At 64.4% G+C, this 15745-nt stretch carries 16 protein-coding genes; 12 read left to right on the top strand and 4 right to left on the bottom strand.

What is annotated here, in order from left to right; all coding sequences use genetic code 11:
• Positions 1–118 precede the first annotated feature (118 nt).
• From ACSQ8Y_RS24980 to ACSQ8Y_RS24935, 10 genes are all read left to right on the top strand, one after another.
• Positions 119–2065 (top strand): AMP-binding protein, encoded by a 1947-nt coding sequence (locus ACSQ8Y_RS24980; protein WP_436269099.1) that lies wholly within the window; start codon positions 119–121, stop codon positions 2063–2065.
• A gap of 20 nt (positions 2066–2085) precedes the next feature.
• Positions 2086–2898 carry an ABC transporter ATP-binding protein gene (locus ACSQ8Y_RS24975; protein WP_436269098.1) on the top strand — a complete coding sequence of 271 codons (813 nt, stop codon included), beginning with the start codon at positions 2086–2088 and terminating at the stop codon, positions 2896–2898.
• A 100-nt stretch (positions 2899–2998) separates the two neighbouring features.
• Positions 2999–3895, top strand: a complete 897-nt coding sequence (locus ACSQ8Y_RS24970; RefSeq protein WP_436269907.1) for a branched-chain amino acid ABC transporter permease — start codon at positions 2999–3001, stop codon at positions 3893–3895.
• A 10-nt stretch (positions 3896–3905) separates the two neighbouring features.
• A complete protein-coding gene (locus ACSQ8Y_RS24965) occupies positions 3906–4964 on the top strand; it encodes a branched-chain amino acid ABC transporter permease (protein WP_436269097.1) in 1059 nt (352 codons plus the stop codon).
• 34 nt (positions 4965–4998) lie between these two features.
• Complete coding sequence (locus ACSQ8Y_RS24960; protein ID WP_436269096.1) at positions 4999–6303, top strand: ABC transporter substrate-binding protein; 1305 nt, start codon at positions 4999–5001, stop codon at positions 6301–6303.
• Positions 6304–6422: 119 nt separating this feature from the next.
• Entirely contained in the window at positions 6423–7250 is an 828-nt protein-coding gene (locus ACSQ8Y_RS24955) for an ABC transporter ATP-binding protein (protein WP_436269095.1), read from the top strand.
• Positions 7251–7272: 22 nt separating this feature from the next.
• Positions 7273–7629 carry an MmcQ/YjbR family DNA-binding protein gene (locus ACSQ8Y_RS24950; protein ID WP_436269094.1) on the top strand — a complete coding sequence of 119 codons (357 nt, stop codon included), beginning with the start codon at positions 7273–7275 and terminating at the stop codon, positions 7627–7629.
• Positions 7626–8879: a phenylacetate--CoA ligase family protein gene (locus ACSQ8Y_RS24945; RefSeq protein ID WP_436269093.1), complete on the top strand. Its 1254-nt coding sequence runs from the start codon at positions 7626–7628 to the stop codon at positions 8877–8879. Before ACSQ8Y_RS24950 ends, ACSQ8Y_RS24945 begins: the two co-directional genes overlap by 4 nt.
• A 91-nt stretch (positions 8880–8970) precedes the next feature.
• Positions 8971–9552 (top strand): hypoxanthine-guanine phosphoribosyltransferase, encoded by a 582-nt coding sequence (locus tag ACSQ8Y_RS24940; protein WP_436269092.1) that lies wholly within the window; start codon positions 8971–8973, stop codon positions 9550–9552.
• 42 nt (positions 9553–9594) lie between these two features.
• On the top strand, positions 9595–10197 hold the full coding sequence (locus ACSQ8Y_RS24935) for a transcriptional regulator (protein ID WP_436269091.1): 603 nt from the start codon (positions 9595–9597) through the stop codon (positions 10195–10197).
• Between the two features lie 96 nt (positions 10198–10293).
• Here the strand turns inward: ACSQ8Y_RS24935 and ACSQ8Y_RS24930 are convergent, their stop codons facing one another.
• The 3 genes from ACSQ8Y_RS24930 to ACSQ8Y_RS24920 all read right to left on the bottom strand — a co-directional run bounded on the left by ACSQ8Y_RS24930 (position 10294) and on the right by ACSQ8Y_RS24920 (position 12460).
• A complete protein-coding gene (locus ACSQ8Y_RS24930) occupies positions 10294–11247 on the bottom strand; it encodes an NAD(P)H-dependent flavin oxidoreductase (protein ID WP_436269090.1) in 954 nt (317 codons plus the stop codon).
• A gap of 78 nt (positions 11248–11325) precedes the next feature.
• A complete protein-coding gene (locus tag ACSQ8Y_RS24925; protein ID WP_436269089.1) occupies positions 11326–12237 on the bottom strand; it encodes an MBL fold metallo-hydrolase in 912 nt (303 codons plus the stop codon).
• Positions 12238–12244: 7 nt separating this feature from the next.
• Positions 12245–12460 carry a DUF1289 domain-containing protein gene (locus ACSQ8Y_RS24920; RefSeq protein WP_436269088.1) on the bottom strand — a complete coding sequence of 72 codons (216 nt, stop codon included), beginning with the start codon at positions 12458–12460 and terminating at the stop codon, positions 12245–12247.
• A 264-nt stretch (positions 12461–12724) separates the two neighbouring features.
• Here ACSQ8Y_RS24920 and ACSQ8Y_RS24915 point away from each other — a divergent pair, with 264 nt between their 5' ends.
• The gene (locus tag ACSQ8Y_RS24915; protein ID WP_436269087.1) at positions 12725–13138 is read left to right on the top strand and encodes a CopG family transcriptional regulator; all 414 of its coding nucleotides are present in this window, start codon (positions 12725–12727) and stop codon (positions 13136–13138) included.
• 34 nt (positions 13139–13172) lie between these two features.
• Positions 13173–14564: an extracellular catalytic domain type 1 short-chain-length polyhydroxyalkanoate depolymerase gene (locus tag ACSQ8Y_RS24910; RefSeq protein WP_436269086.1), complete on the top strand. Its 1392-nt coding sequence runs from the start codon at positions 13173–13175 to the stop codon at positions 14562–14564.
• 22 nt (positions 14565–14586) lie between these two features.
• Here ACSQ8Y_RS24910 and ACSQ8Y_RS24905 read toward each other — a convergent pair whose 3' ends face one another.
• Positions 14587–15738: a response regulator gene (locus ACSQ8Y_RS24905; RefSeq protein ID WP_436269085.1), complete on the bottom strand. Its 1152-nt coding sequence runs from the start codon at positions 15736–15738 to the stop codon at positions 14587–14589.
• Positions 15739–15745 lie beyond the last annotated feature (7 nt).

The raw sequence follows: 15745 nt of genomic DNA, 5'->3' as shown, positions 1-15745 counted from the left end.
GAATTGTCATTGAAAAGACAACGTGGGCGGAAAACAAGGGCTACTATCATCACACAAAAAGCACTCAACAAGAAGTCAGTATACCCCTCGCGCACAACGAGCCACGAAGGAGACAAAGGTGCAAAACGAACTGGAAACTTTTCCACGGCGCTTGCTGCAGCATGGAAAAGTGAGAGCGCACAAGCCTGCGTTCCGAGAAAAATATCTGGGTATCTGGCAGACCTGGACCTGGGGCCAGGTCAACGAGGAAATCCGCGCGCTGGCCTGCGGTCTCGCGGCGATCGGCTTCAAGCGCGGCATGAACCTCGCCATCATCGGCGACAACCGCCCGCGCCTTTACTGGTCCATGCTGGCCGCGCAGTGCCTGGGCGGCGTGCCGGTGCCGCTGTACCAGGACGCCCCCGCCGCCGACATGGCCTACGTGCTCGACAACGCTGAAATCCACTACGCCATCGTCGAGGACCAGGAGCAGGTCGACAAGCTGCTGGAACTGAAAGAACTGTATCCGCACGTCGAACACATCGCCTACGACGATGAACGCGGCATGCGCCATTACACGCACAAGGAACTGGTCTCCTTCGCCAAGCTGCAGGAACTGGGCCGCGACTACGACAAGGCCAACCCCGGCTTCTTCGACGCCGCCGTGCAGGCCGGCCGCGCCGAAGACAACGCCATCATCCTGTACACCTCGGGCACCACCGGCAAGCCGAAAGGCGTGTGCCAGAGCCACGCCGCCTTCATCACCGCCGGCGAAGGCGGGGTGGGATTCGAGAAGCTCACCGACGGTGAAAACGTACTGTCCTACCTGCCGATGGCCTGGGTCGGCGACTGCCTGTTCTCGCTGGCGCAAGCCATGGTGGCCGGCTTCACCGTGAACTGCCCGGAATCGGGCGACACCGTGATGACCGACATGCGCGAGATCGGCCCCACCTTCTACTTCGCCCCGCCGCGCGTGTTCGAGAACATGCTGACCACGGTGATGATACGGATGGAGGACGCGGGCGCCATCAAGCAGCGCATGTTCCACTACTTCATGGACGTGGCCAAGCGCAGCGGCGCCGATATCCTGGACGGCAAGCCGGTGCCGCTGGGCGACAGCATCAAGTACGCGCTGGGCCGCCTGCTGGTGTACGGTCCGCTGAAAAATGTGCTGGGCATGTCGCGCGTGCGCGTGGCCTACACGGCGGGCGCCGCCATCGGGCCGGACCTGTTCCGCTTCTACCGCTCCATCGGCGTGAACCTGAAGCAGTTCTACGGATCCACGGAGACCTGTGCCTATATCTGCCTGCAGCCGGACCGCAACATCAAGTTCGACAGCGTGGGCCTGCCCGCGCCGGGCGTGGAGGTCAAGCTGGCCGCCAACGGCGAAGTGCTGGTCAAGTCGACGTCCACCATGCAGGGCTATTACAAGCGCCCCGACGCGACCGCCGAGGCCATCGACGAGCAGGGCTATTTCCACACCGGCGACGCGGGCGTGTTCGACAGCGAAGGCCATTTGAAGATCATCGACCGCGCGGCCGACGTGGGCAGGATGAACTGCGGCACCATCTTCGCGCCGAACTACATCGAGAACAAACTGAAGTTCTTCCCCTTCATTAAGGAGGCGGTGGCTTTCGGCCATGAACGCGGCGAAGTGTGCGCCTTCATCAACATCGACATCGAGGCGGTCGGCAACTGGGCCGAGCGGCGCGGCCTGGCCTATTCCGGCTACACCGACCTGGCCGGCATGCCGCAGACCTATGAGCTGGTGCAGGACTGCATCGAGAAGGTCAACGCCGACCTGGCCAGCGAGGCGCTGATGGGCAACACGCAGATCAAGCGCTTCCTGGTGCTGCACAAGGAGCTCGATCCGGACGACGACGAGCTGACCCGCACCCGCAAGGTGCGCCGCAAGTTCGTGGCCGAGAAGTACGCGGTGCTGATCGATGCGCTCTACAGCGGCAAGCCGTCGCAATACATCGAGACCCAGGTGAAGTTCGAGGACGGCCGTGTCGGCACCGCCGCCGCCGACCTGAAGATCAGGGACAGCAAGACTTATCCAGTCGTCGGCAAAGCAGCGGCGTGAGCGAGAGCGAGGAGAACCCCATGCAAATGAACGAACCCGACGCGCTGTTCGGCACCACCCGCCGTATCGGCCCGGTGATCCTGGACCTGAAGAACATCTCGCTGTCCTTCGGCGGCGTGAAGGCGCTGACCGATATTTCCTTCGACGTGCGCCAGCATGAAATCCGCGCCATCATCGGCCCCAACGGCGCGGGCAAAAGCTCGATGCTGAATGTGATCAACGGCGTGTACCGCCCGCAGCAAGGCGCCATCATCCACAAGGGCCAGCAGCGCAAGGGCATGGACTGCTACGCGGCCGCCAAATCCGGCATCGCGCGCACTTTCCAGAACATTGCGCTGTTCAAGGGCATGACGGTGCTGGACAACATCATGACCGGCCGCAACCTGAAGATGAAGTCCAACTTCCTGATGCAGGCCTTGTACTGGGGGCCGGCGCGGCGCGAAGAGATCGAGCACCGCATCAAGGCCGAGGAGATCATCGATTTCCTCGAAATCCAGGCCATCCGCAAAACGCCGGTGGGCCGCCTGCCCTATGGCCTGCAAAAGCGCGTGGAGCTGGGCCGGGCGCTGGCCGCCGAACCGGAGATCCTGCTGCTGGACGAGCCGATGGCGGGCATGAACGTGGAGGAAAAACAGGACATGTGCCGCTTCATCCTCGACGTGAACGACCAGTTCGGCACCACCATCGTGCTGATCGAGCATGACATGGGCGTGGTGATGGACATTTCTGACCGCGTGGTGGTGCTGGACTACGGCAAGAAGATCGGCGACGGCACGCCGGACGAAGTGCGCAGCAACCAGGACGTGATCAACGCCTATCTGGGAACCCATTGACACCCGCCCAGTCGTCGCCGCGCAGGCGGCAATCCATGCCCGGCATGGGTCCCCGCACACGCGAGGACGGCACGGCAGCTAAAAGGAAACTGTAATGGATATCCGATTTTTCATCGAAGTGCTGATAGGTGGCCTGCTTTCCGGCGTAATGTACGCGCTGGTGGCGATCGGCTTCGTGCTGATCTACAAGGCGTCCGGCGTGTTCAATTTCGCGCAGGGGGCGATGGTGTTTTTCGCCGCCCTGACCTGTGTCGGGCTGATGGACAAATTCGGCTTCTCGCTGTGGCTGGCGATACCGGCCACCGTGGTGGTGATGATCATCCTCGGCCTGGCCATAGAACGGGTGGTGCTGCGCCCGCTGGTGAACCAGCCCGAGATCACGCTGTTCATGGCCACCATAGGCCTGGCCTTCTTCATCGAAGGCCTGGCGCAGCTGATCTGGGGTTCGCAGGTGCACAGCCTGCAGCTGCCGATCGAGGACGTGCCGCTGCAGTTCCTGATGGATAACTTCAACATCATGGTCTCGCAGTTCGACGTGACGGCGGCCGGTGTGTGCGGCGTCATGGTACTGGTCCTTTCCCTGGTGTTCTCCAGGACCAAGGTGGGCCGCGCGCTGCGCGCCGTGGCCGACGACCACCAGGCCGCGCTGGCGGTGGGCATACCGCTGCAGCGCATCTGGGGCATCCTGTGGGCGGTGGCGGGCATGGTGGCGCTGGTGGCCGGCCTGCTGTGGGGCGCGCGCAACGGCGTGCAGTTCGCGCTGACCTTCATCGCGCTGAAGGCCCTGCCGGTGCTGATCCTGGGCGGCTTCACCTCGGTGCCCGGGGCCATCGTCGGCGGCCTGATCATCGGCGCCTCCGAGAAGCTGGCCGAAGTCTATATCGGACCGCTGGTGGGCGGCGGCATCGAGGGCTGGTTCCCTTACGTGCTGGCCCTGCTGTTCCTGCTGGTACGGCCGGAAGGCCTGTTCGGCGAAAAAATCATCCGCAGGATTTGAGAGGCTAACCATGTTCTATCGCGAAGCAGGACAATTCAAGACCCGCTACGAAACCGACGGCCAGATCTTCCCGATCCGCCAGGACCGCATCGCGCTGGTCGTCACCATGGCGGTCGCCGTGCTGGCCTTGCCGCTGCTGGCCTCGCCCTACATGCTGTCGGCCATCCTGATCCCCTTCCTGATCTTCGCGCTGGCCGCGCTGGGGCTCAACATCCTGACCGGCTACGCGGGCCAGCTGTCGCTGGGCACGGCCGCCTTCATGGCGGTGGGCGCCTTCGCTTCCTTCAACTTCATCCTGCGCATCCCCGGCATACCGCTGCTGCTGGCTTTCGTGCTGGGCGGCCTGTGCGCGGCCATGGTGGGCATCGCCTTCGGCCTGCCTTCGCTGCGCATACGCGGCTTCTATCTGGCCGCGTCCACGCTGGCCACGCAGTTCTTCGTGGTGTGGTGCCTGACCAAGATCACCTGGTTCACCAACGGCAGCTCGTCCGGCGTGATCACCGCGCAAAAAATGGAGATCCTGGGCTACGCCTTCGACACGCCGGCCCGCAAATACCTGCTGGTGCTGATGGTGGTGTCGGTGATGGCGCTGCTGGCCAAGAACATGGTGCGCTCCAACGTGGGCCGCTCCTGGATGGCGATCCGCGACATGGACGTGGCGGCCGAGGTGATCGGCTTCCGCCCGCTGCGCACCAAGCTGATGGCCTTCGCGGTGAGCTCCTTCTACTGCGGCGTGGCCGGCGCGCTGTACGCCTTCGCCTACCTCGGCACGGTGGAGCCGGAAGCCTACAACCTGGACCTGTCGTTCCGCATCCTGTTCATGATCATCATCGGCGGCGTCGGTTCCATCCTCGGCTCCTTCCTCGGCGCCGCGTTCATCGTGCTGCTGCCGGTGTTCCTGAACATCCTGGCGCACGGCCTGTCGCTGCCGACCAATGTGGCATCGAATCTCGAGTTGATGGTGTTCGGCGCCCTCATCATCTTTTTCCTGATCGTGGAACCCCACGGTCTGGCGCGTTTGTGGCAAATCGGTAAAGAGAAACTGCGCCTGTGGCCTTTCCCGCACTGAGCGCATCCTGAAAAACTACGGAGGAGACAATAAAATGAAATCGATAAAATCCCTGCTCGTCGGCGCCGCACTGCTGGCCTCTTTCGGCGGCGCGTACGCCCAAACGGAACAATTCATCGCGCTGCCGTCCTACCGCGTCGGCCCCTACGCCGCAGGCGGTTCGGGCTTCTACGGCGGCACCATCGACTACTTCAACCTGGTGAACGCCAACGGCGGCATCAACGGCGTGAAAATCGCGTGGGAGGAATGCGAAACCGAATACAACCCCTCGCGCGGCATCGAATGCTATGAGCGCCTGAAAACCAAGAACGGCGGCGCCACGCTGGTCGAGCCGCTGTCGACCGGCATCGCCTACGGCATCCTGGACCGCGTGGCCAAGGACAAGGTTCCGATGACCACCCTGGGCTACGGCCGCTCGGACGCCGCCAACGGCAAGGTCTTCCCCTATGTGTTCCCGCTCATTACCAGCTACTGGAACCAGGCGGCGGCCATGATCAAATACCTGGGCGACAAGGAAGGCGGCGTGGCCAAGCTCAAGGGCAAGAAGATCGTCCACCTGTACCACGACTCGGCGTTCGGCAAGGAACCCTTGCCGGTGCTGGAGGAACTGGCCAAGCAGCATGGTTTCGAGCTGATCAAGATCGCCGTGGCGCCGCCGGGCAGCGAACAGCAGTCGCAGTGGCTGCAGATCCGCCAGGCCAAGCCCGACCACGTGATCCTGTGGGGTTGGGGCGTGATGAATTCGGTCGCCATCAAGACGGCCCAGCGCAACGGCTTCCCGCGCGAGAAGATGCTGGGCGTGTGGTGGGCCGGCTCGGAAGAGGACACCATCGCGGCAGGCGACGCGGCCAAGGGCTACACCTCGATGACCTTCAACACGCCGGGCAATTATCCCGTGCTCGACGAACTGCGCAAGAAGGTCTACGCGGCCGGCAAGGGCAACCTGGCCGACCAGAGCCGTATCGGCTCCGTGTACCACATGCGCGGCATGACGGCCGGCATCCTGTACGCCGAAGCGATCCGCCATGCGCAGGAGAAATTCGGCAAGGGCAAAGTGATGACCGGCGACCAGGTGCGCTGGGGCCTGGAGAATATGGACGTCGACGAAGCGCGCCAGAAGGCCTTGGGTGCGCTGGGCATGTTCCCGCCGGTTAAAACCAGCTGCGACGACCACGAGGGATCGGGCGCCGTGAAAGTGCAGCAGTGGGACGGCAAGAAATGGGTCGCCATCACGCCGAACTGGGTGGTGGGAGACAAAGCGCTGACGCGCAAGCTGGTGGAGGAATCGTCCGCCAAGTACGCGGCTGAAAAGGGGATCACCCCGGCCTGCATGAAATAAGCACCGCCCTGTCATCCCCGCGCACGCGGGGGTCCATACGCCGCTGGCCACGACGCGACGCATGGATTCCCGCGTACGCGGGAACGACAAGCTGCCGTCAACTTGATCGAGACCTGCACATGAACACTGCCGCCATCGCACCACCCCCGCCCTACCTCTCGGTGAACAACATCGAGGTCATCTACGACCACGTGATCCTGGTTTTGAAAGGCGTCTCGCTGCAAGTCCCGCAAGGGAAGATCGTGGCACTGCTGGGCGCGAACGGCGCGGGCAAGTCGACCACGCTGAAAACCGTGTCCACGCTGCTGCGCGGCGAACGCGGCGACGTCACCAAGGGCGAAGTCCAGTTCAAGGGCGAACGCGTGGACCATCTGACGCCGAACGAGCTGGTGAAACGCGGCCTGTCGCAGGTGATGGAGGGCCGCCACTGCTTCGGCCACCTGACCATCGAGGAAAACCTGCTGACCGGCGCCTACACGCGCAGCCTGACGCGCGCCGAGCTGAAGGAATCGCTGGACAAGGTCTACCACTACTTCCCGCGCCTCAAGGAACGCCGCGCCAGCCAGGCCGGCTACACCTCGGGCGGCGAGCAGCAGATGTGCGCCATCGGCCGCGCGCTGATGGCCAAGCCTTCCATGATCTTGCTGGACGAGCCGTCGATGGGCATCGCGCCGCAAATCGTCGAGGAGATCTTCGGTATCGTGAAGGACCTGAACACGAAGGAGAACGTGTCCTTCCTGCTGGCCGAGCAGAACACCATGGTGGCGCTGCGCTACGCCGACTTCGGCTACATCCTGGAAAACGGCCGGGTGGTCATGGAGGGCCAGGCCAGCGAACTGGCCAACAACGAAGACGTCAAGGAATTCTATCTGGGCATGTCCGGCGCCGGCCGCAAAAGCTTCCGCGACATGAAGTTTTACCGCCGCCGCAAACGCTGGCTGGCTTGAGATGCATGCTTGAGACTCGACCATGAACCTGAACAAAGCGAAAGCGCTGTGCCGCAGCCTGCCCGGCGCCACGGAAGACATCAAATGGGGCGCCGACCTGGTGTTCTCGGTGGGCGCGAAAATGTTCGCCTGCACCGGCAACGCCGCTGACGCCGACGGCATCAGCTTCAAGGTGGACGACGACCGTTTCCTGGAACTGACCGACCGGCCCGGCATCATCGCCGCGCCCTACCTGGCGCGGGTGAAATGGGTCAAGATCGTCGACCTGAAAGCGGTCGGCGACGCCGAAGCGGCCGAGCTGCTGAAACGCTCCCACGCACTGGTGTTCGGCAAATTGACCAAAAAACTGCAGCGCGAAATCGGAGAGGCACAACCATGAGCGATACCCTGGACAGCCTGGAAACGCGCGCCCCCGAGCAGCGCGAACGCGATCTGATGGCCCGCCTGCCCGGCCTGGTCGCGCGCGCGCAATCGGCGCCCGGCTGGGGCCGCATCCTGGCCGGCGTGGACGCCAACGCCATCAACAGCCGCGCCGCGCTGGCCGCGCTGCCCGTCACGCGCAAGTCCGAACTGAAGGACCTGCAACGGCAGCAAGCTCCGTTCGGCGGCCTGAACGCCACGCCGCTGGGACAACTCGGACGCGTGTTCGTGTCGCCCGGCCCCATCTTCGACCCCGAGGGACGCGGCGCCGACTGGTGGCGCTTCTCGCGGCCGATGTACGCGGCCGGCGTGCGCGCCGGCGGCCTGCTGCAGAACTGCTTCGCCTATCACTTCACGCCGGCCGCCTTCATGGTCGAAGGCGGCGCCGCGCGCATAGGCTGCACGGTGATCCCGGCCGGCAGCGGGCAGACAGAAATGCAGGTGCAGGCCATGGAATCGCTGAAGCCGGACACCTATATCGGCACGCCCTCCTTCCTGAAGATCATCATCGAAAAAGCGCGCGAGATGGGCGCCGACATCAGCAGCGTGAAGCAGGCCATGATGGGCGCCGAAGCGCTGCCCGAGTCGCTGCGGCGCTGGTTCGCCGAGAACGGCGTGCCGCACGTGCTGCAGACCTATGCGTCGGCCGACATCGGCAGCATCGCCTACGAAACGCGCAGCGGCGGCACGGTCCATCCCGGCATGGTGCTCGACGAGGACGTGCTGCTGGAAATCGTGCGCCCCGGCAGCGGCGAGCCGGTGCCGCCGGGCGAAGTGGGCGAGGTGCTGGTGACCCTGTTCAACCCGGACTATCCGCTGGTGCGCTTCGCCACCGGCGACCTGTCCGCCATCCTGACCGGCGCGCCGGACTCGCCCTGCGGCCGCACCAATGTGCGCATCCGCGGCTGGATGGGCCGCGCCGACCAGACCACCAAGGTGCGCGCCATGTTCGTCCATCCGTCGCAGGTGAACGAGATCGCGCGCCGCCACCCGGAAATCCTGAAGGCGCGGCTGGTGGTGTCCGGCAAGATGGCCAACGACGTGATGACCTTGCATTGCGAAGTCGACAATCCCGCCGATGTACAGGCTACTTCCATCATAGAAACTATTCGCGACCTGACCAAGCTGCGCGGCGAAGTGGCGTTCGCGGTTAGGGGCAGTTTGCCCAACGATGGCAAGGTGATCGACGACGTACGCGACTATAGCTGACAGCTGTAGCGTAAATCCAACGTCGGAGCGGGCGGGCGGGATATGGCGGATAATAAAGACCATTCCTACCCGATGTCAGAATAAGCCTACCATGCAAGACTTTCACCACAACCGCGCCCGTGACCTGCTGAAGAACGCAGAAGAAATTTTCGATCAAGAAGCCGTCCAGGCCTCCGTCGCCCGCATGGCCGACGAGCTGAACGAACGCTTCGACCGACCGGAAGACCAGGCGTTCCCGCTGGTGCTGGGCGTGATGGGCGGCGCGGTGGTGTTCACCGGCAACCTGCTGCCGCAGCTGACCTTCCCGCTCGAATTCGACTACATCCACGTGAGCCGCTACGGCGACGAGGACAAGGGCGGCGCCGTGGTGTGGAAGGTGATACCGCGCTCGAACGTGGTCGGCCGCACCGTGATCGTGCTGGACGACATCCTGGACGAGGGCGAAACCCTGGCCCACGTGAAGCAGCGCCTGCTGGACATGGGCGCCGCCGAGGTGATCCTGGCCGTGTTCGCGGACAAAAACATCGGCAAGGTCAAGCCGGTGACGGCCGACATCGTCGGCATCACGATCCCGAACCGCTTCGTGGTCGGCTACGGCATGGACGCCTACGGCTACTGGCGCAACCTGCCTGGCCTGTGGGCCATCAACCCGGAAGACCTGAGCCCGAACTGATCGGCTTTGACACTACCCAATTTGGGTACTAAGATGCCCAATATGGGTATCTTCGCTGACGTACTGTTCACCAAGACGCAGCAGCGCGTGCTGGCCGTGCTCTATGGCCAGCCGGGACGCTCCTTCTACGCCAATGAAATCATCGCGCTGGCCGCCTGCGGTTCCGGCGCGGTGCAGCGCGAGCTGGCCAGCCTGGAAGAATCGGGCCTGGTGCACAGCTGGCGCGCCGGCAACCAGAAGCACTACCAGGTCGACCGCGACGCCACCATTTACGAGGAATTGCGCGGCATCGTCGTCAAGACCTTCGGCGTGGCCGAGGCCATACGGGCCGAGCTGCAGGAACTGCTGCCGCTGACGGAAGCGGTCTTCATCCATGGCGACGCGGTGGCCGGCACGGTGCACGCCAGCAGCGGCATCGAGCTGCTGGCGGTGGCGCCGAAGAAGGCGCACGCGGAGCTGAGGAAGGCGCTGCAGGGGCTGACCGGCATGCTGGGGCGCGAAGTGCGGCCGGCGTCCCACACGGCCGACGAGTTCGGCCGGCTGTGGCGCAGCGGCGACGCCACGCTGCGCGCCGTGCTGGAACAGCCGAAGATTTTCATCAAAGGGTCGGAGGCGGACCTGATCCGGCTGGCCCAGCTTCCCTGACCTTGTCGTCCTCGCGCAGGCGGGGACCCATGCTTCGCGTCCAGCCAGACGACTTATGGATGGCCGCACGCGCGGCGGGTGCGGAATGACACGGCTCTACAGGCTCAGGCGCGTCCTTGCCGCCGCGTATTCGGTCTTGAGCCGCTCCACCATCTCCGCCACGGTCGGCACGTCGTCCATCAAGCCCACGCCCTGGCCGGCGCCCCAGATGTCGCGCCAGGCCTTGGCCGTGCCGGAGCCGAAACTCATCTTGCTCTTGTCCGATTCCGGCAGCGCATCCGGATCCAGGCCGGCGTTCTGGATCGACTTCTTCAGGTAGTTGCCGTGCACGCCGGTAAACAGATTGGTGTAGACGATGTCGGACGCGGCCGATCCCACGATGGCGTCGCGGTATTCGTCCGTCACGTTCGATTCCTCGGTGGCCAGCCAGCGCGAGCCGATGTAGGCGAAATCGGCGCCCATGGCCTGCGCGGCCAGGATGGCGTCGCCGGTGGCGATGGCGCCGGACAGGGCGACCGGTCCCTGGAAGAACTTGCGCACCTCGCCCACCAGCGCGAACGGCGACAAGGTGCCGGCGTGGCCGCCGGCGCCGCTGGCCACGAGGATGAGCCCGTCCACGCCCGCTTCCAGCGCCTTCTGCGCGTGGCGGATCGAAACCACGTCGTGCAGCACGATGCCGCCGTAGCTGTGGATGGCGTCCATCATCTCTTTCGGCGGCGCGCGCAGCGAGGAGATGATGATGGGAATCCGGTGCTTGACGCATACTTCCACGTCATGCGCCAGACGGTCGTTCGACTGGTGCACGATCTGGTTGACGGCGATGGGGCCGACGCGCTTGCCCGGATAGGCAGCCTGGAATTCCGCCAGCTCGGCCTGCAACGCCGTCAGCCAGGTGTCGAGCAGCTCGGCGGGGCGCGCGTTCAGCGCGGGGAAGGAACCCACGATGCCGGCCTTGCACTGCGCCGCGACCAGCTTCGGGCCGCTGGCGATGAACATCGGTGAAGCGATGACGGGAAGGGTCAGGTTTTGCAGCACGGTAGGCAAGGCCATGGCGGACTCCGGATTAAATGATCAGATCATTATAAAACGTAAAAAGTACGATCGTGCGTTAAATTTCCAAAGCCACCCTCAACCGTCGTTGAGTAAGTACCCACTCTCGATGCGCGCGCTGCAGGCGCGCACCAGCTGCTTGATGGTCCAGTGCGCCACTTCTTCCGGCGTCTTGTCCAGGTAGCGTTGCGCGGCGTTCACGACGATGGGCAGGGAGGCGAACATGAGCGGCACTTCGTCCACCGGCATGCGCTGGCGCTCCAGCAGCAGGAACTTCAGCAGCACCTTGACCGCATACTCGGCGTTGCGCGCCGGGTTGCTGGACAGGAAGTCCAGCCGGTTGCGCGCGCGCTTCAGCGCCGCCTGCACGTCGGTGAACACGGCGCCGTGGCCGGGCACGACGATGCGCGCGTCCAGCGTGCCGATCAGATCCAGCGTGGCGCGTTCCTCGTCGAAACCGGACTCGCCGTCCAGCTCGGGGAAGATGACGCCGAAACCGTTCTGCCACAGCGCATCGGCCGAGATCAACATGCCTTCCTGCGGACAGAACAGCATCAGCGAGTGCGCATCGTGGCCGGGCGCGCCCAGTACCTGCCATTCGAGGTCCGCCATGGTCAGCTTGTCGCCGGGCGTGAGCACGCCGTCGAAACTGAAGCGGTGGCACTGCTGGCCGGTGGCCTTGTAACTGAGCTTGTCCTCGTCCCAATGCCGCACATTGTCCGCCTCGGACACCGGTATCAGGGTCTCGCTGCCGTAGTGCGCCTGCAGCGTGGCATTGCCGCCGCAGTGGTCGGAATGCAGATGGGTGTTGACGATGCGGTCCAGGCGCCGGCCCTTGAGCCCGTGGCGCACCAGGTCCAGCGTTTGCGGCGCGTGGATCAGGTAGCCGCTGTCGACCAGCGTGGTCTCGTGCCGCCCCACCATCAGCACATTGTTGGACGAGAGCCAGCCACGCTCGAAGACGTGGATGTTTGCAGGTAGCGCGGTCATCGTTGCCTTACTCAAAATCGATCAACTGCTCGCGGCGTGGCAGGTCGGCCCACACGGCGCGCTTGAAGTCGTCGGTGGCGCCCGACCATTGCACGATCTCGTCTATGGTACGCATGCAGCCTTCGCAATAACCGCTGTCGCGGTTCATCTTGCACAGGCTGACGCAGGGGGATGGCACCGGGGAGGCCAAGGGGGTCGCGCCGGTGGGGTTTTCAGTGCTCATTGCGCAGTTTTACAGGAAGAATGCACGCATTTTACCGCGCCGCCCGCTCTATCCGCTCAATCCGGCTCGCGCAAGGGGCTGGCGTAGCGGATCGCACACGCTCCGCACAAATTATTTTCGGCATGATTTTTCCTATGAGGATAGCCCTCAACCATACCTGAAGCAGGCGAACAGCGCTTGCAATTAGAATTTTCGGTCCTATACTACCATCCATACAGATGGCGAGTGGATGCCACAGGGAAGTCCAAACGGAGACGAGGGCGTATGGCCATACATGAACTGAGACTGAAAACGAGCGACTCGGAAAAAATTACGATCAACCTGGGGCCGATAGACCTCGGGCAGATCGATTTGCTGGTGCAGGAGGGCTTTTACGCCAACCGCACCGATCTGATCCGCACCGCCATCCGCAACCAGCTGGCGCAGCACGCCGACGTGGTGAAACAGACCGTGGCGCGCAAGAGCCTGGTGCTGGGCATGCAGCATTACAGCCGCCAGGATCTGGAAGCGCTGCAGGCCGCAGGCGAACGCCTGCGCATCCATGTGCTGGGGCTGGCCAGCATCGCCAATGACGTGTCGGTTGAACTGGCACTGGCAACCATCGAATCGGTATTTGTGCTGGGTGCATTGCACGCCAGCGCCGTGCTGAAAACCGCGCTCGCAGGGCGCATCCATTAGCGCGTATTTCGCGCACAGCCGGGGGTAGGCCACCATGAAATTGAATCATCAACTATTTGACCAGATGCGAGCGGCAACGCGGCAACTGCTTTCCAAGGGGCCTTCCGCGGCCACCAACGCCATCCAGCAAGCGCTGGCGAGCCTGAGCGGGGGCGGCAAGGGGCCGCAGCCGACCTCGGCGCCGCAGGCCGCGCCTGCGCATCCCGCCATGCGCGACATCAATCCGCCGCCGGGCAAGCAGCCAGCAAGGGCGGACACCACGCCGGCTGAAGCGACCTCCGAAGTGCGCGACAGCGAGCCGCGCACCAAATCCTCCTGGCATGCCGGCCGCGCCGAGCATGCCGCAGCCCCCGGATCAGCCTCCGAGGCAGCCACGGGCCGCGCCTGGGCGCAGCCGCAAATGCCGGCGTCGGCGCAGGCTTTCGTCGAGGATTTGCTGGGTCAGCTGAACATAGGTGGCGGCGCCGGCAACTTCGGCGCTGGCCTCGACCTGGGCAACTTCGAGATGCCGAACTTCGACCTGCCCGGAATGAACGGGGGTCGCAAGGCACCGGCCATCCCGGAAGGTGCGCAGTTCATCGCCGGCAGCTACACCAACCACGCCGGCACGCGCGGCTACAAGCTGTATATCCCGAGCACCTACCACGGCCAGGCCATGCCGCTGCTGGTGATGCTGCACGGCTGCACCCAGGATCCGGACGATTTCGCGGCCGGCACGCAGATGAACGCCGTGGCCGAGGAAAAGCAGTGCTTCGTGGTCTACCCAGCGCAGTCCATGCAGGCCAACAACCACAAATGCTGGAACTGGTTCAACGCGCTGGACCAGCAGCGCGGCCAGGGCGAGCCGTCGATAATCGCCGGCATCGCGCAGCAAGTCATCGACGATTATCCGGTCGACGAACGGCAGGTGTATGTGGCTGGCCTGTCGGCCGGCGGTGCAATGGCCGTGATCGTCGGCACGCTGTATCCGGACCTGTTCGCGGCAGTGGGCGTGCATTCGGGGCTGCCGTACGCGTCGGCGCAGGATCTGCCGTCGGCGCTGAACGCGATGAAGCGCGGCGCCTCGGCCAGCGCGGCGCAGCGCAAACATGCCGATGGCGGCAGCCCGCCCATCATCGTGTTCCACGGCGACCAGGACCAGACCGTCCATCCGCGCAACGGCGAGCAGGTGATGGAGCAGAAGCTGCGCGCGCATGGCGCCGGAACGGCGCAAGCGGAAGCCGACGCGGGCAGCGTGCCGAACGGCCACCGCTACACGCGCACCACGCACCGCCACACGGACGGCACGCCGCTGGGCGAGCATTGGGTGGTGCATGGCGCGGGCCACGCCTGGTCGGGCGGCAGCTCGGCGGGCAGCTACACGGACGGCAAAGGACCGGATGCCAGCCGGGAAATGATGCGCTTCTTCCGCACCGTGGCCGGCTAGCCGGGAGCGGCCCGGGCCGGCATCAGGGCGCCTGCGTGAACAGCTCCAGGCGCTCGCGCTTCTTGTCCATGTCGTGGTCGGTGTCCGCGTAGCGCTTGGCGATGTCGACGAACTGGTCGAGGATGGCCAGGAAAGCGTCCACCATGTCCGGGTCGAAGTGCTTGCCCCGCCCCTCGGCGATGATGGCCACGGCCGCCTCGTGGCTCATGCCCTCCTTGTACACGCGGCGGCTGATCAGCGCGTCGTAGACATCGGCCACCGCCATCAGGCGCGCGGAAATCGGAATCGCGTCTCCCGCCAGGCCTTCGGGATAGCCGCTGCCGTCCCACTTCTCCTGGTGGCCATAGGCGATCTCCTTGGCGAACTTGAGGAAGTCCACCTCGACGCCCAGCTCCTTCTCGGCGGCGATGATGGCGTCGCGCCCCAGCGTGGTGTGGGTCTTCATGATTTCCATCTCATGCGGCTCGAAGCGGCCCGGCTTGAGCAGGATGCGGTCCGGTATGCCGACCTTGCCGATATCGTGCAGCGGCGCGGACTTGAACAGCAGTTCAATATTCTTGTCGTCCAAAAAATGGCTGAAACGCGGGTGGTCGCGCAGCTTCTCGGCCAGCGCTTTCACGTACCACGAGGTGCGGCGGATGTGATTGCCGGTTTCGCTGTCGCGCGTCTCGGCCAGCGAAGCCATGGTGTGGATGGTCACGTCCTGCAGCGCCGCCACTTCGCGCGTGCGCTGTTCCACTTCCGTTTCGAGGAAATGGTTCTGGTCGCGCAGGAAGTCGTGCACGCGCTTCATCGACAGCTGGGTCTTGACGCGCGCCAGCACGATGGGCGCGGAGATCGGCTTGGTGATGTAGTCCGCCGCGCCCAGGCCCAGGCCCATCTGCTCGTCCGTGACCTCGGACATCGCGGTCACGAAGATGACCGGAATGTCGCGCGTGGCCGGATTCGCCTTGAGCTCCTTGCACACGTCGTAGCCGCTCATGCCCGGCATCATCACATCGAGCAGGATCAGGTCCGGCTTGTGCTCGCCATTGGCGATCTTCAGCGCGCGCTCGCCGCTGACGGCGATCTTGGTGCGGTAGTCCTGCTCCAGCACGGCGCACAGCAGATCAATGTTGTCCGGCGTGTCGTCCACCACCAGGATGGTGGGCTTGGCCAGCGTGTTCATGTTCATTTTCGTT

Origin of the sequence: Pseudoduganella sp. LjRoot289 (assembly GCF_964252925.1) — a bacterium.
Lineage (GTDB): Bacteria > Pseudomonadota > Gammaproteobacteria > Burkholderiales > Burkholderiaceae_D > Rugamonas.
Note: the sequence above shows the minus strand (reverse complement) of the source record. Positions and strands in the feature narration are given on the sequence as shown.

Excerpts from the sequence above, each read along its gene's own strand:
- ACSQ8Y_RS24975 (WP_436269098.1), top strand. The coding sequence starts at position 2,086 with ATGCAAATGAACGAACCCGACGCGCTGTTCGGCACCACCCGCCGTATC.
- ACSQ8Y_RS24965 (WP_436269097.1), top strand. The coding sequence starts at position 3,906 with ATGTTCTATCGCGAAGCAGGACAATTCAAGACCCGCTACGAAACCGAC.
- ACSQ8Y_RS24960 (WP_436269096.1), top strand. The coding sequence starts at position 4,999 with ATGAAATCGATAAAATCCCTGCTCGTCGGCGCCGCACTGCTGGCCTCT.
- ACSQ8Y_RS24955 (WP_436269095.1), top strand. The coding sequence starts at position 6,423 with ATGAACACTGCCGCCATCGCACCACCCCCGCCCTACCTCTCGGTGAAC.
- ACSQ8Y_RS24950 (WP_436269094.1), top strand. The coding sequence starts at position 7,273 with ATGAACCTGAACAAAGCGAAAGCGCTGTGCCGCAGCCTGCCCGGCGCC.
- ACSQ8Y_RS24945 (WP_436269093.1), top strand. The coding sequence starts at position 7,626 with ATGAGCGATACCCTGGACAGCCTGGAAACGCGCGCCCCCGAGCAGCGC.
- ACSQ8Y_RS24940 (WP_436269092.1), top strand. The coding sequence starts at position 8,971 with ATGCAAGACTTTCACCACAACCGCGCCCGTGACCTGCTGAAGAACGCA.
- ACSQ8Y_RS24935 (WP_436269091.1), top strand. The coding sequence starts at position 9,595 with ATGGGTATCTTCGCTGACGTACTGTTCACCAAGACGCAGCAGCGCGTG.
- ACSQ8Y_RS24930 (WP_436269090.1), bottom strand. The coding sequence starts at position 11,247 with ATGGCCTTGCCTACCGTGCTGCAAAACCTGACCCTTCCCGTCATCGCT.
- ACSQ8Y_RS24925 (WP_436269089.1), bottom strand. The coding sequence starts at position 12,237 with ATGACCGCGCTACCTGCAAACATCCACGTCTTCGAGCGTGGCTGGCTC.
- ACSQ8Y_RS24920 (WP_436269088.1), bottom strand. The coding sequence starts at position 12,460 with ATGAGCACTGAAAACCCCACCGGCGCGACCCCCTTGGCCTCCCCGGTG.
- ACSQ8Y_RS24915 (WP_436269087.1), top strand. The coding sequence starts at position 12,725 with ATGGCCATACATGAACTGAGACTGAAAACGAGCGACTCGGAAAAAATT.
- ACSQ8Y_RS24910 (WP_436269086.1), top strand. The coding sequence starts at position 13,173 with ATGAAATTGAATCATCAACTATTTGACCAGATGCGAGCGGCAACGCGG.
- ACSQ8Y_RS24905 (WP_436269085.1), bottom strand. The coding sequence starts at position 15,738 with ATGAACATGAACACGCTGGCCAAGCCCACCATCCTGGTGGTGGACGAC.